Genomic DNA, 13,689 nt, shown 5'->3' with positions numbered 1-13,689 from the left:
GCCTACTCCTATTTACTTACCCGTTTGTTCCTCCATAGAAGCGGCAATCTGCATCATTTCGCTAACCGGAAGATTTGCACTGGTAATCCGGTACTCGATACCATCGCTCATCCAGGTAAGTGTCTGCTGTTCATCACCGCTGAGGAGACCTGCTGTGAAGCCCAGATCAATCACACTGCCCGGAGCCAGCGAGACGGCACGGTCCAGCGGACGCGATTCCATAATCGTATACTGGTAGGTTCCGTCATAACGGATCAGTACTGAATGATCTTTGCTGTCCTCCAATTTATTGGAGTCCTTAAGCTGGACACCTGCAGGAATATATCCCGGTTCAATGATACCGAAATCTCCGAGTTCGGCGGTAACCGGCTGCCCTGATGGATCACTATTCTCCGGTACAGCCACCGGATTGCCGTTCTCGTCAACTTCCGCCACTGTGCTCTCGGATGGCATGCCGGTGGCCATATTCTTTTGCATATCAAAAGAATCCTTTGTGAATTCCGGATCAAACTTGAAGCTGTCGAACTTCACGTTCACCACAACCTTGGCTTCGGAATCAGAGACCTGAACCTGCTTCGGCTCATAGGTTTTCTTGGCTAGCCAAATCTTCTGGCGGACCAGTGCGCTGCTCTGATAATTGGCCGCTACCTCGAACACATAATTGTCTCCATCCTCCACAAACTGGCGGTTGTTATCAGAGACAATTCCCCGGACCAGTGTCTGGTACAGGTAGACCTGACCTTGGTTGTCCGGCCAGTCGCTCTGGAAGCGGAAGCTTTTTCCAAGACTTGGTGTCAGTACGAATACGCCCTCATCATTGCGCAGCACGATTTGCGTAACATCCTTCTGGACGTTCGACAGGCTGATCCGATAGTAAGAAGGATTCTTATACCAGACCTCCACTTTATACTCCTGTGGCTGCTCGCCGGTGTACAGCGTCATCGTGCCTGAACCCTGGTAAGCCCCCTGCTTGCTCTCCAATTTATCAGACACACTGTTCAAATCCTTGACCACGGAAGCGGCATCCTTCTTCCCGCACCCCGCAAGCACCAGGGTCACGCTCATAATGATAGCGAGTACCCATGTTATCCGGCGCATGACATCATCCCCTTAACCTGTTTTGAAAAGCATTGATTAGTACATGTCTATGAGGGACTTGCCTACAATATGCTGACAGGCATGACAAGCATGAGGGATAATCGCGGACAACCGGACTTCAATCTAAAAAACCCGCGCTAGGCGCGGGCTTCATGATACTCTTCTCCTCAGATTAGCCGGGCGATCTTCTCAATCTCTACGGCTGATGCAGCCAGCTGCTGCATGGAGGCGGTAATTTCCTCTGTCGCTGCAGCCTGACGCTCACTTTGCGCCAGACAATCCATCAGCGTGGCATCCATCTGGTTAATATTCTTCTTGATCATCTGCAGGATACCGGCGATGTCCTTCGCGGACGATGCGCTGGATACGGACATCTTCCGGATCTCCTGCGCGACAATGCCGAATCCCCGCCCATGCTCGGCTGCATGTGCCGCTTCAATAGAAGCATTAAGGCCCAGCAGGTTGGAGTTGTCTGCTACCTTCTGGATGAAATCCAGAATCTCGTCTGTCTTCTGAAGCTCCTCTACAACCCTCTGGCCCAGCACCTTCAAATCGCTTACTGTGCTCGCCAAATCTGTGGCGGTTCCGGCAATCTCCTCCGAAGTGGAACTGATCTCTTCTGAGGTCACCGCCAGTGAGTTCGCCGCAGAGCTCAAGGTTTCCTGATTGCCGAGGCTGATTCCTATCGTGAACACTCCAACAACTGCCCCGTCCCTGTCCCTGATCGGCATAGAGGAGGATTTGAAGGGCCATCCGTAGACTTCCTTCGGTATGTTTGCGCTGACTGCTTCCCCTGTCTCCAGCGCCATCCGTATTCCCCCGCTTGGCGGAACCGGAGTGCCCTCTTGGATGCGGATATCCAGTTCCGTCCCCGGAAGATAATAGATGAACTTATCCAAATCGGCCAATGCGAACATTACATCAAGTGGAAATAGCTGCTGCACCAGCGGCAATGATATTTTCAAAGATTCCAGTAAAGGTTCGATATCTGTTTCACTTTGGTTTTTCATGACTACAACAGCTCCTGTGGAAATATTTTTGATCATTATAGCACAGTAAAAAATAACGTTATATTAGATATTACCTTGAATTCCATAGATATGGCTTCCATCCAGATCGGTTCAGAGAACATCAGATATTTTAATTTTTATATCATTTTTTTTACATAAATACTTGTTACAACTAGATTGTAGCGACAAGCGGTATATCCAGAAAATCAGAAAGGGAATATGTAAAATATTATCATTAAATTAAAACAAATTTTGAACCGATAATGTAACGAAGCCATTTACAAGTTACATCAAACACAGAGGAGAATGAACAGATGGGGAACAGCGACAAAGGATTCAAAAACAAAATATTCAAAAACAAAGCATCCAATAAAATAGGCAATATGTCTCTAAAAGTTAAACTTCCCGTATTATTAAGCTTGCTGGTTGCTGTCGTTCTCTTGGCGACTTCAGTAACGGTATATCTATTCTCATCGGATCTGCTGCTCCGGAAAAGCAGGGATGAAATTAACGCCAATGGCGACCGCATAGGTGAAGGACTGTGGACTGCGATGCAGTTGCAGGAACAGACCTCTTTTGTAATTTCTGTGCATAATACCTTCAAACAGCTATTAGAGCTTAGAAACCAGGGAACCTTGTCCGATCAAGCCTTTTTTTCTTCAGAGAATCCCTACTTCAATAAAGCAAATTCGATTCTTCAAGACACGCTGAAAGGAGCAAATGGCAGTGATTCCTTGCTCGTACTTGATTCCCATGGGACTATCGTGGCAGGAACAAAAACCGAGAATATAGGACAATCCAGATCGGACCGTGAATATTTCTCCAAAACGATTAAAGGAGAAGCATTTATCAGCGATGCGATTCAATCCAAAAGCAGCAACAAATTATTGTTGGTCTTCGCCCAGCCGATCAAAACAGATGACGGTAAGACGCTAGGCGTTCTGGCAATGACTGTAGACAGCAGCTTCTTCCTCGAAAAGCTGGGCAATATTAAGATTAACGGACAAGGCCAAATAGAGGTTATAAGCCGAAGCGGAATTGTATTGTACAACTCGACCGATCCTAAGAGGATAGGGAAAAGCGTCGGTAACAATCCGGGGATCAAAATGTTACTGGATATTCGCGCAACCAAGGAGCTGGATACCCGGTCGGTCGAATATGGCAACCAGTATTTGCGGTTCAATAAAATCCCAAAGGCCGATCTGTCCGTTTCAGTGATCGACTCTTATGAGGACATCAAACGCCCTATTCAGGATATGCTGATGAAAATATTCATTGTAACCGTAATCGCCCTGCTGGTTGCGATTGGGTTCGGATTACTGTTATCCCGCTCCATCACGAGACCCGTTGGCAAATTGACCTCGCTGTTCAAAACTTTGGCGGATGGCGATTTGACCGTGACGGCAGATGGCAAGTATAAAAGTGAGTTCAAGGACTTGGCAGACAGCTTCAATGTTATGGTCCGGCAAAATAAAGAACTCATCACCAATATGAACCAATCGATTACAGTGCTCAATACAAGCACCAATGAGCTTGAGAAGACCTCCAAGCAGACCGCCCGTTCCATTAATGAAACCTCCGTCACCTCAACGGGAATAGCCCAGGCGATGGAGCTGCAGTCCAATGACACGGAGCATATCGTTGATAAGTTCTCTGAATTCAGCAAGAAAGTTGCTGCAATGAACGACAACGCGCAATCGGTCAGACAGCGAGCAGAAGAAATCGTCGAAGTCTTCCAGATCAGCAATCAGGTCGTCGAGGGTCTGATCCAGATCAGCGACAAGAATGAACAGGAAGTCCAGAAAATCTCCGCTATCACTGTCAAACTTCAGGACAGCTCTAACAGCATCAGCAATATTACAGGAGCCATCAATCAGATTGCGACTCAGACCAATCTGCTCGCGCTTAATGCCTCGATTGAAGCGGCAAGAGCCGGAGAGCATGGAAGAGGCTTTGCAGTAGTGGCATCCGAGATCCGCAAGCTCGCTGAGCAAAGCTCGAAGCAATCGAACGAAATCTACGAGATTATTCAACAAAACCTTGCCTTTGTGGAAGAAAATAATGATAGTGTGATCCAGATCAATACGATTTCCGCCGAACAGGATGAACTCGTAGGGCAGACTCAACAAGCTTTCCAGACCATTTTGGACAAAATCACAGATATCACGGTTCAAATTAAAACCATGGCCGATGAAATGGCCCATATGCAGAAAGACAAGGATGACGTTCTCGATTCGGCCCAAAGCCTCTCCGCTACCGGAGAAGAAGTATCCGCATCGGTGGAAGAAGTTACAGCTACTATGATGGAGCAGTCCTCTACCGTTGAACAGTTGGCAGAGATGGTAGGAACGATTGATCAGCTTACGAAAAACCTGGCAGAAGCAGCCTCTAAATTCCGGGTGGAGTAACCCCGAACAACCAGACCCTCTCTAAATAATAATAGGTGACCCGCAAGAATGACACTCTGACAAAGTGATCTGCCCTGCGGGTCTTTTGTGTGTGGACATGCCGGCTGGAGAAGTCGTGCTTATCCGGGTACACCAGCAAAAAAGAGATGACTCCTGGACAAATCCAGAAGTCATCTCTTGTAAGTACAATAATCTTTTATACCGAAAACTTGGCTATACTATCCTGCAGCTCTTGGGCCAGCTCGGAGAGGAGTCTGGAAGCAGCCGCAATCTCTTCCACGCTGGCTAATTGTTCCTGAGCAGAAGCCGAGACATCATGCGCCCCCTCTGACGATAATGCGGTCATCTGGTTAATCTGCTCAAAGGCAATGACCAATTCGTGTGTTTCGTGAGACATCCCTTGGGAAGAATCCGATACACTCTTGATCTGTTCGTTGATCTCTTGTATAGAAGCTTCAATCTCTGTGAAGGATTGGCCGGCAGTCCGGACAGCATGTATCCCCAGCTCAACTTCCTTCTCTCCCTGTACGACCATTTCAATGGTCTGGCTGGTCTCCAATTGAATCGAACGAATGACATCCGATACCCGCTTCCCGGATTCAGCCGTCTTCTCAGCAAGCTTGCGCACTTCACTAGCCACCACAGCAAAACCCCGTCCATGCTCGCCTGCTCTCGCCGCTTCAATTGCTGCGTTCAGGGACAACAGATTGGTCTGGTTGGCAATATCCGTAATAATCGCAATGATATCCCCGATTTCTTTGGAGCTTTCGCCCAAAGCACTTACCACCTTCGAGACATCACCCACGTTCGCCGATACAGCTGACATTTGCCGGATGGCTGTTTCAACCGCCTGAATCCCTTCCGATACCAGGCTGGAAGCCATATCCACCGATTCTTTGACATGGACGGAGCGCTCGGCGATTTGTGCAGCCTCTCCATCCATCTTCTGAACGAGCGCAACGCTGGCTTCAATACTATTCACCTGTGTCTGAGTACCTTCAGCCACCCGCTCCGTAATCATCGCTACATGCTCTGTCGCCTGACCGGTCTGCTCGGCACTGGCAGTCAGCTCCTCGGAAGAAGCCGCCACCTGTTCTGCATTCGAACCGACTTCCTGAATCAGTACACGCAGATGATTAGCCATATTGTTGAAGGCCACCGACAATTGACCAATCTCATCTTTATTTTTGATATCAACCGATGTATTCCGCAAATCGCCATCCGCAATCTGGACCGCCATCTTCTGAAGTTTGAGGATTGGATTCGATATCATTCTGCTGATTAGAATAGAGGCAATCGCCCCCAGCACCAGGGCTGCACCCGTTAGGGCAAGCACCAGCAGCTTAATCCGGGATACTTCATCAAACGTATTATTAGCCTCGACGGTAAGATCATCCACCTGCAGCTGAACCAGCCGTTCTGCAGTGCTGCTGAATTTATTCAGTACAGGACCCTGTGATTCAAGTATTTTCAGATACGTCTCCGGATCATTCTGCTTCTTACTGTCTATGACCTTCATTGCGGTAATACTATAGCGTTCCTGCAAGAGATCAAGACCGGCAAGAATTTGCTTGTCTTCGCGATCGTTGATTAACAGCTTCAACTTTTCCAGAATGGTAACAAAGCTTGTACGAGCCTCGTTAAACACAGTGATGTTATTCTCGTCCCCGTTGACCAGATAGCTGTTCAGACTGGATTTCTCCGACTCTACATCAATCCTTAAATCTTTGAGCAGCTGAACGGATTGGGATTTATTCGTAAGCAGATGAGTATAGGATCTGTTCACCTTCGAGAGGTAGGCATAACTGCTGACAGATACAACGAGCAAGAGAATCAGGACCAATCCAAAGCCGCTGTAGAGCTTTTTTCTTATCGTAAATGTGCCTAGTAGTCTGCTCATTTCTCTGACTCCTCCTTGGTTCCCTGCAGGGTGCTGTTAGCCTGTATCCGATATTGCTTAGCCCCGTCTTCGGGAGTGGTGGTGCCTTCAATAACGTGACTCAATATTAACTGAATCGCATTTTTCAAAACCCCAGCATTTCCGGGTGAAGGAGGATCGATCGGCGTGGAATGGGTCTTCAGATAATCAAGCAGTTCGTACTGCTGTTTGCCCACTTCATCTGCTTTGGCGGATAGACCTGCAGAGATCGCTTTAGATACCGGGACTCCGCGTTCCCCCTTAAGAATATTATTGGCCTCTACATTATTTACAAAGAAATCAATGAATTTGACGGCTTCCTCCGGATGTTTCGAATAGGAAGAGGCCATTAAGAACATGGAAGGTTTGATGAATCGGCCTTCAGCTTCTTTGGATATTTGCGGAAAAGGCAACAGGTGGATTGCATGTCCGGCAATTTTGCTAAGTGCACTGGTATTGTTGCTGAACGCAAAGTAAAATGCCGACTTGCCGGTAATTAAAGGATGATTCTCATCAATCGGCCAATCCTTCAATGAATCCTTGCTCAGCAAGCCTTCGTCCACCCATTTTTTATAGAGGGCAAAATAATCAGCCAGTATCTTATCGTCATCATATCCAAGCCCGCTTCCGTCAGCATTATACATCTTAACCCCGCGGCTTCTCAGATAGAAATTGACATTAAACATGTTGCCTAATGGATAGAAATCCGGTGTAGATATTTCTTCTTTCAGCTGCACAAGCGTTGCATGAAGATCATCAATCGTGTAGTCCTTCGTTGGGACTGTAATCCCTGCTTCCTGGAAGAACTCGGGGTCGTACAGCACCGCTTCTGAATTCATTCCTATATTAATGGCATACAGTTGTTTATCCTTCATCCCTGGAGCCAGTGTATCCGGTAAAATATCCGCTGTGGATAGGATTTTCTGCTGGATATAAGGATTAAGCGGCTCTATCAAACCCCGGTTAATATAGTTGAAAATAAATTCATAATCTCCCTGAATGATATCTGCCGTGTTCTGGTCAGCTGTTTCCATAGCTAATTGAGTAGCTACCTCATCATTGACCGAATAATCCTCTGTAATGATTTTGACATTTGGATGACTCTTCATGTACAGATCAATGACCTTGAGGGTATCTTCTTTGCGCTGCTGCTTCCCCCACCATATGAATTTCAAAGTCACTTTCTGGTCTGCTGTTTTCACTTCGGTGTCTTTTGCAAAACCCGTGCAGCCCGTTAGTGCAGATAGTACTAAAAGACTAGTAAACACCCATAATAACCCTCGAAATTTCTTTTTTTTCAAAAAAACCTGCCCCTTTTTGTCGAAATTTGTTTAAAATTTAGATTTTTTGTAGATTTTTATCTGTGTATTTTATATATCGGATAAGCCATCTCGTTAATGAATAAGTTCCGAGTGAGTAGTTCAAAAGTTCTAGTCTGGATTGTTGTAATTACTTTGTTGGTCCTTTCCATAAAAAAGACTGCTCCCAGGCGCTGATGTGATTCAGCTTGGAGAGCAGTTGTTATAACAAAACAGGCTTTATCTTTGTTGACTTACGCTTGTTTTTTCTCAGTTAAATAGTACAAGAAAGCCAGTACCGGAAGCATCAGTCCGATCAAAGTGGTAAGCCCCCAGCCGCCATAGGCATAGGACCAGCTTCCGAGAGAGGAGCCAATAGCTCCGCCAATGAAGAAAATTGCCATAAATAGTCCGTTCAAGCGTCCTCTGGCTTCACTGCCAAGAGAATATATTGCACGCTGCCCAAGCACTAGATTTCCCGATACTCCCATATCCAATATAATCGCCCCAGCCACCAGCAGTCCCAGCGTCACTTTGGAATCACTCTGAAATAGATAAGCGAGTAAAAAGGCTGCGGCCGCCAGTCCAAACGCAAGACCTGTGAGCGGCCGGGTCCACCCCCGATCAGCCCATCTCCCGGCAATAGGAGCGGCTACCGCTCCGGCTACACCGGCTAGAGCAAAGAGAGCAATCCCCTGCTGGGACAGATGATAGGTATCGGCCAGACGCAGTGAAACAGTTGTCCAGAAGAGACTGAAGGCTCCGAAAAGACTGGCCTGATACATAGCGCGGCGCCGCAAGACTGGAGTGCTTTTTAGCAGGGTCCCGAGGGAACGGATCAGTCCGCCGTAGTTCATTGCAGGCACAGGCTGGCGCTCTGGAAGAACACGGGATAACAGAATCGTTAGTAGAGCGATCACTACAGCAGATATAGCAAAGATCGCATGCCAGCCCCAGAGACCGGAGATGAAGCTGGCCAGCGGACGGGCAAACATAATTCCCAGCAGCAGCCCGCTCATCACATTTCCCACTACCCGGCCGCGATGTTCATCACTCGCCAGATAGGAAGCATACGGTACCAGAATTTGCGCAGCTACTGAACCAAGTCCAATCAATAGAGAGGCACCCAGAAACAACGGTGCATTCGGAGCGAAGGTAGCTGCTACGAGAGCAACCACCACAACAGACAGTGAGATCGCTGTGAGGCGGCGATTTTCAATAATATCACTAAGGGGCACAACGAACAGTAGGCCAATCACATAGCCGATCTGGGTCAGTGTCACAATAAGGCCCGCTGCTCCTGAAGAGAGATGGGTAGCTTCGCTGATCGGTCCAACCAGCGTTTGAGCATAATACAGATTGGCTACAATCAGGCCACAGGCTGCCGCTAATAGAAAAGTAATCCAGCCTGGGACCGCATTCCTTTCCTGTCCTTCTTGTGCATGTGTCGCACTCATCCCTCGATTTGCCTGTTTTACCTGGTTCAATGTGAATACCACCCTTCATTTAAATACTGAACGAATCGTTCATTAATTATGATTTTATAATATACTGAACGTACAGTTTTGTAAATAGACAATTTAAATTTAACCTATAAAGTATTTCCATACGATTCACCCCCCATCAGGCTGGATTACTGCATGGATGTTTTTGTATAATGAACGTATAGTTTCTCAAGTGAACCGGAATATGGCTAAGGGTATATTGAAACAGGGAGGATTGGATTATGGATAAAAAAAGAGGACGCCCGCGCAACAACGAAGCTGAAGCTTCCATTCTTGCCGCATCCTATGATCTGCTGCTGGAGACGGGATTTGGCGCGGTAACTGTTGAGAAAATTGCGGAGCGGGCAAAAGTCAGCAAAGCGACGATCTATAAATGGTGGCCGAATAAAGCAGCCGTGGTTATTGACGGGTATCTGTCTGCCGCTTCCGCCAGGCTGCCTGTGCCGGACACGGGTTCCATACAAGAGGATATTAGAATTCATGCGACGAATCTTGCTGTTTTTCTGTGCAGCCGTGAAGGCAAAGTCATTACCGAGCTCATAGGGGAAGGACAATCGGATGCGGGCCTGGCTGAGGCATACCGGACGAGATTCTTTGCACCACGCCGCCAGGAAGCCAGAGACCTGCTGGAGCGTGGAATAGCCAGAGGTGAACTTAGAAAGGATACAGATGTGAATTGCAGTATTGATCTTATGTATGGTCCGATATTCTACCGCCTGTTGATCACAGGAGATACACTGAATGGGGAGTATATAGAAAAGCTGTTGGCCTTAGCTTTCGAAGGAGTTCTCGCGTAGCGATTCTTCCTTTGTATATTTATTAATCAATTCATCCAGCTTCATGGATTGTCTGATCACTTTCGGATCCAGCAGCCCATAGACGGTTTCGATCTCATTCAGCTTCCTGCGCTCCGTTTCGATACGCTTCTGAAGGACTTCGAGCTTCTTCATATACAAAACCTCCTTAAGGTATTTTAGAGGTTTATGTGAAATTATAGGATATAAGGGAAATTGCAGCAGTGAATGAAAAACCACCGGAATGCAAGGTTATACTTTCCGGCGGTTTTTGCTGTGCTATGGATTTGAAGCAGGACGGTTCATTAGTGCAGCCTATTCCCTACTGTGAGCTTTGCCCCAGCCTGATGCCCAGCTTCTTAAGATATGGGTTCAGCTCTTCGATCAACCGTGCTTGGCTGCTTAGTTCATCCTTAGTGAACCGTTCCGGATGAGTGCTGCCATCCGGGTCCGTTACTTTGGCATCCAGAGCCTTCCATTCGGCGATTAATTGCTGGAACTCGGCAAGCTCCTCACCGCTGAAGGTCTGCTTCGCCTTGGCAAGCTGCTGTTCCAAGAATGTACCGAAATCCAGCTGTTCTACTGATTGTCGGGGTGCTCCGGTGTTCTCCAATTTGCTGTAATAGGGTTCAAGTTCTGCCACCAGCTTGTTAAATCGGTCCTGATCCGCAGCGCTCAGCTTTTCGGGATGAAGCTTCCCGGCAGCATCAGCTATTTGCAGATTGAGGCCGCCGATCTCATGCAGTAATGAAGTCATTGCTCTAAAGTCTTCTTCACTGAGGTTCTGCTTCGCCTGCTGAAGCTTGGCTTCAATCCGGTCATACTGCTCCAGGGTGCCCCCCATTTGAATAAAATGGTCCTGCGAGCCGTACATAGAATCAGCCAAATAACTGTATCCAGCATAGACTCCGGTCGGAATAATCAGTGATGCCGCTATTATCGTAGCTATTAGCCATTTTTTCATGCGTCTTCCCCCTTGTCCGGGTGAAATCCCGTTCAGGATCTTCCCCTTCAGTTCCGGTGGAGCGCTCCAGCCTTCGGTTTCTGCTTGCAGCGTCCGCCGCAGGTTCTCTTCAAGACTCATGCATATCCTCCACCTTCCCTATCCTAATGGTGTCAGCCTTTTGTTTCCGGCGCAGCTTCTGCAGTGCAGCATGAATACGGGATTTGACAGTTCCCAGCGGAATACCGAGAATGACGGCGGCCTCTTCCTGGGAATATTCCTGCAAGTAGTGCAGAACAATGACCTGCCTCAGCTTGTATGGGAGACTGTTGACCTTATCCATCAGCATCCGGCTGGACAGCCTGTCTATGACTTCACCAGTAAAATCAGCATCCAGGACTTGGCTAGTGTGCTCCGCTTTCCTGGTGATCCGGAGCTGTCTCCAGCCTTTTCTCCGGTAAGCTTGAACCTGCCGCATCACCAGTCCTATCAGCCAAGGCCTAAACGCCCGTGCCCCATCATACTGCTTCAGCGAGCGGTGCAGCTCGAGATAGATATCCTGCACCACATCATCCGCATCGGAAGGCTCGGAAATGAGGAAACGCACGATCCGGTAGACTTCACGAACAGTCGCTTCATACAATTCCCCATAAGCTTCACGGCTGCCGGCCAGCGTGCGCGCAATGAGCTGCGAGTATTCGGTTTGATCTTCCATCTGCCTTTCCCTCCTTCAGGCTTACACTATGTATTGGAATAAATCGCTCAGATCGTTCGATTTATTTTGGGAGGCTTGGAGGGAGCCCTTTCTGCTGGAATAAATACTGGACTACTGTACCGGAGAGGCCCCATACCAGGGCTCCTCCGGATGCTACAATAATTCCTTGGGTCCTCGTCATGTGAATCAAATCCCCTTTTTGTCCAGAGTGACAAATATTAGGATTCATTATACGGGACCGCAACTGTTCCGTATCGGGATATATGTCATACGACAGGGCAGCTAATTCCCCATCAGCTTCACTTCGTATAACGTTGGGGTATACCAATTATTCGGATTATTCCATAGTACGGCTTTCACCAGATTAATCCGCACATATCTTGCGCTGAAATTGACTGCATCCGTTGTAAAGCCATACGTTGTATTGCTGGTGCGGTCTATCGTCGTCCAGTTGCTTCCGTTCGTGCTGTATTGAATGGTGTACTGATGATAAGCTTCCGAACCGTTGTACAGGAACCAGGAAATATCCACCTCCTGGACAGTTTTGACCGAACCCAGATCTACCTGCCACCAGGACGGCCAGGTTACACCGCTTGCCTTCCATTCTGTTGCATAATTGCCGTCAGCCACTCTGGAAGCATCAAAGCCGGTGGCCGATGAACTGGCAGTGGTGCTTTTACCAGCAGCTAGATTCGTCCATGACGGAAGAGTAACGGCCCCCGTTACAGCATCTATTCCCCAACTGCTCTGCCATTCGAGCGATGCCGTTCCGGTCGTTCCATCCAAAGTTAGCGGCAGCCAAATGTATCTGGAATCTCCAAGCTGGTTGGATTTCCAGCGGTTCCCCATATAGATATACGTTGTCGCTGAGGTTCCTTGAACCGGCAATATATAATTGGACTGTGAGTAAAAGGCCGAGGTGTTGCCGAGGTTCTCTAACGCTGACCAGGGTCCGCTCATGGAGCTGGCTGTCATATATTTGGCCTGGTTAGGATACCAGCCGGAGGCTCCCGAGGTAATGAGGAAATACTTGCCGCCCTGCTTGGCGACTGCCGGTGCTTCCCGGTGTCCGCTTGGTGCAATCCAGCCGAGAAAGTCCGACACATTAAGATAGTCGTCCGTCAGCTTGAAGGAGGCCAGTGAATCGTTAGCCCCGCCGCCAGAATTAGATGCGCTGATCAGATAGGCGCTCCCGTCATCATCCTTGAATACCGTCATATCTCTGGACTCATATCCCAGGGGCCTGAAGCTGCCCAAGTAAGTGTAGTTCCCCCATACCGTATCACTGGTGGCAACAGCAACACGGCCAAGCGAGTAATCGGTACCGTTCTCATAATGCATCCACATCACGTATTTGTGTGTAGCTTCATTATAGATGACCTTGGGACGTTCAACCTTGCTGCTAGCCAGCTCTGTGCTGGAGGTTGGCTTCAACGGATAGCTTACCCACTTCCAGTTCTTCAGATCGGTTGAAGAATAGCAGACTACATTGCGAAATGAAGCTGAATTATGCAGCTTATCCTCACCAATCCAGTAATAAGTAGCGCCTACTTGGATTACCGAACCGCCGTGGGCTTGAATCGTGCCTCCAGTCGTGTCATACCACACGGGTCCGTTATTGATTGTAACTGCTGCTGCAGCAACAGATCCCGGCTGTCCTGTCAGCAAGTACAAGAACACAACCATGCAACCCCCAATTATCCATTGCTTCCAATTAAATTCCTTGCCAGTTTTTCGCCCTATACTCAACATACAATCCCTCCTCTTATCAGATGGAAAGCGCATTCATAAATCGTTTAGAGCATAAAACAAAGGCAAGTATAAGCCCAGTGTACTTTTCTCACTTTAGTGAAGGATCTATACCACCATTTATGCACTTTATAAATATATTTGAACAAAAAACAGGAACATCCATAAATGGAACCTCTTTTCGTTCTCCTGTATGTCTTAATGGGTTCGGCAGCCAACAGGTCTATAAATTGATGCATACTCTGCACCTC

11 protein-coding genes are annotated in these 13,689 nt (G+C 47.9%); 2 read left to right on the top strand and 9 right to left on the bottom strand.

Annotated elements, in window-relative coordinates:
• Positions 1 to 12: 12 nt before the first annotated feature.
• Together ACAN54_RS12525 and ACAN54_RS12520 are read right to left on the bottom strand one after the other, a co-directional pair.
• Positions 13 to 1,098, bottom strand: coding sequence for a LolA family protein (locus ACAN54_RS12525; RefSeq protein ID WP_379154885.1), 1,086 nt, complete (start codon positions 1,096 to 1,098; stop codon positions 13 to 15).
• Between the two features lie 167 nt (positions 1,099 to 1,265).
• Positions 1,266 to 2,108, bottom strand: a complete 843-nt coding sequence (locus tag ACAN54_RS12520) for a methyl-accepting chemotaxis protein (protein WP_379154883.1) — start codon at positions 2,106 to 2,108, stop codon at positions 1,266 to 1,268.
• 314 nt (positions 2,109 to 2,422) lie between these two features.
• Here ACAN54_RS12520 and ACAN54_RS12515 point away from each other — a divergent pair, with 314 nt between their 5' ends.
• Complete coding sequence (locus ACAN54_RS12515) at positions 2,423 to 4,516, top strand: methyl-accepting chemotaxis protein (protein WP_379154880.1); 2,094 nt, start codon at positions 2,423 to 2,425, stop codon at positions 4,514 to 4,516.
• 196 nt (positions 4,517 to 4,712) lie between these two features.
• Here ACAN54_RS12515 and ACAN54_RS12510 read toward each other — a convergent pair whose 3' ends face one another.
• The 3 genes from ACAN54_RS12510 to ACAN54_RS12500 all read right to left on the bottom strand — a co-directional run bounded on the left by ACAN54_RS12510 (position 4,713) and on the right by ACAN54_RS12500 (position 9,189).
• Entirely contained in the window at positions 4,713 to 6,416 is a 1,704-nt protein-coding gene (locus tag ACAN54_RS12510) for a methyl-accepting chemotaxis protein (RefSeq protein ID WP_379154877.1), read from the bottom strand.
• Positions 6,413 to 7,735: an ABC transporter substrate-binding protein gene (locus tag ACAN54_RS12505; protein ID WP_379154874.1), complete on the bottom strand. Its 1,323-nt coding sequence runs from the start codon at positions 7,733 to 7,735 to the stop codon at positions 6,413 to 6,415. Before ACAN54_RS12505 ends, ACAN54_RS12510 begins: the two co-directional genes overlap by 4 nt.
• A 251-nt stretch (positions 7,736 to 7,986) precedes the next feature.
• A complete protein-coding gene (locus ACAN54_RS12500) occupies positions 7,987 to 9,189 on the bottom strand; it encodes an MFS transporter (RefSeq protein ID WP_379155861.1) in 1,203 nt (400 codons plus the stop codon).
• Positions 9,190 to 9,458: 269 nt separating this feature from the next.
• On the opposite strand from ACAN54_RS12500, the gene ACAN54_RS12495 reads away from it, so the two are divergent.
• Positions 9,459 to 10,034, top strand: coding sequence for a TetR/AcrR family transcriptional regulator (locus tag ACAN54_RS12495; RefSeq protein WP_379154871.1), 576 nt, complete (start codon positions 9,459 to 9,461; stop codon positions 10,032 to 10,034).
• Here ACAN54_RS12495 and ACAN54_RS12490 read toward each other — a convergent pair.
• The 4 genes from ACAN54_RS12490 to ACAN54_RS12475 all read right to left on the bottom strand — a co-directional run bounded on the left by ACAN54_RS12490 (position 10,008) and on the right by ACAN54_RS12475 (position 13,375).
• On the bottom strand, positions 10,008 to 10,187 hold the full coding sequence (locus ACAN54_RS12490) for an aspartyl-phosphate phosphatase Spo0E family protein (RefSeq protein WP_379154868.1): 180 nt from the start codon (positions 10,185 to 10,187) through the stop codon (positions 10,008 to 10,010). The genes ACAN54_RS12495 and ACAN54_RS12490 overlap by 27 nt on opposite strands.
• Positions 10,188 to 10,353: 166 nt before the next feature.
• Complete coding sequence (locus ACAN54_RS12485) at positions 10,354 to 11,115, bottom strand: DUF3600 domain-containing protein (protein WP_379154865.1); 762 nt, start codon at positions 11,113 to 11,115, stop codon at positions 10,354 to 10,356.
• Positions 11,105 to 11,689: a sigma-70 family RNA polymerase sigma factor gene (locus tag ACAN54_RS12480; protein ID WP_379154862.1), complete on the bottom strand. Its 585-nt coding sequence runs from the start codon at positions 11,687 to 11,689 to the stop codon at positions 11,105 to 11,107. Before ACAN54_RS12480 ends, ACAN54_RS12485 begins: the two co-directional genes overlap by 11 nt.
• A gap of 282 nt (positions 11,690 to 11,971) precedes the next feature.
• The gene (locus ACAN54_RS12475) at positions 11,972 to 13,375 is read right to left on the bottom strand and encodes a family 43 glycosylhydrolase (RefSeq protein WP_379155858.1); all 1,404 of its coding nucleotides are present in this window, start codon (positions 13,373 to 13,375) and stop codon (positions 11,972 to 11,974) included.
• Positions 13,376 to 13,689: the final 314 nt, after the last annotated feature.

Source organism: Paenibacillus diazotrophicus (genome assembly GCF_042610465.1).
Note: the sequence above shows the minus strand (reverse complement) of the source record. Positions and strands in the feature narration are given on the sequence as shown.

Excerpts from the sequence above, each read along its gene's own strand:
- ACAN54_RS12510 (WP_379154877.1), bottom strand. The coding sequence starts at position 6,416 with ATGAGCAGACTACTAGGCACATTTACGATAAGAAAAAAGCTCTACAGC.
- ACAN54_RS12495 (WP_379154871.1), top strand. The coding sequence starts at position 9,459 with ATGGATAAAAAAAGAGGACGCCCGCGCAACAACGAAGCTGAAGCTTCC.
- ACAN54_RS12485 (WP_379154865.1), bottom strand. The coding sequence starts at position 11,115 with ATGAGTCTTGAAGAGAACCTGCGGCGGACGCTGCAAGCAGAAACCGAA.
- ACAN54_RS12515 (WP_379154880.1), top strand. The coding sequence starts at position 2,423 with ATGGGGAACAGCGACAAAGGATTCAAAAACAAAATATTCAAAAACAAA.
- ACAN54_RS12475 (WP_379155858.1), bottom strand. The coding sequence starts at position 13,375 with ATGGTTGTGTTCTTGTACTTGCTGACAGGACAGCCGGGATCTGTTGCT.
- ACAN54_RS12500 (WP_379155861.1), bottom strand. The coding sequence starts at position 9,189 with ATGAGTGCGACACATGCACAAGAAGGACAGGAAAGGAATGCGGTCCCA.
- ACAN54_RS12490 (WP_379154868.1), bottom strand. The coding sequence starts at position 10,187 with ATGAAGAAGCTCGAAGTCCTTCAGAAGCGTATCGAAACGGAGCGCAGG.
- ACAN54_RS12520 (WP_379154883.1), bottom strand. The coding sequence starts at position 2,108 with ATGAAAAACCAAAGTGAAACAGATATCGAACCTTTACTGGAATCTTTG.
- ACAN54_RS12480 (WP_379154862.1), bottom strand. The coding sequence starts at position 11,689 with ATGGAAGATCAAACCGAATACTCGCAGCTCATTGCGCGCACGCTGGCC.
- ACAN54_RS12525 (WP_379154885.1), bottom strand. The coding sequence starts at position 1,098 with ATGCGCCGGATAACATGGGTACTCGCTATCATTATGAGCGTGACCCTG.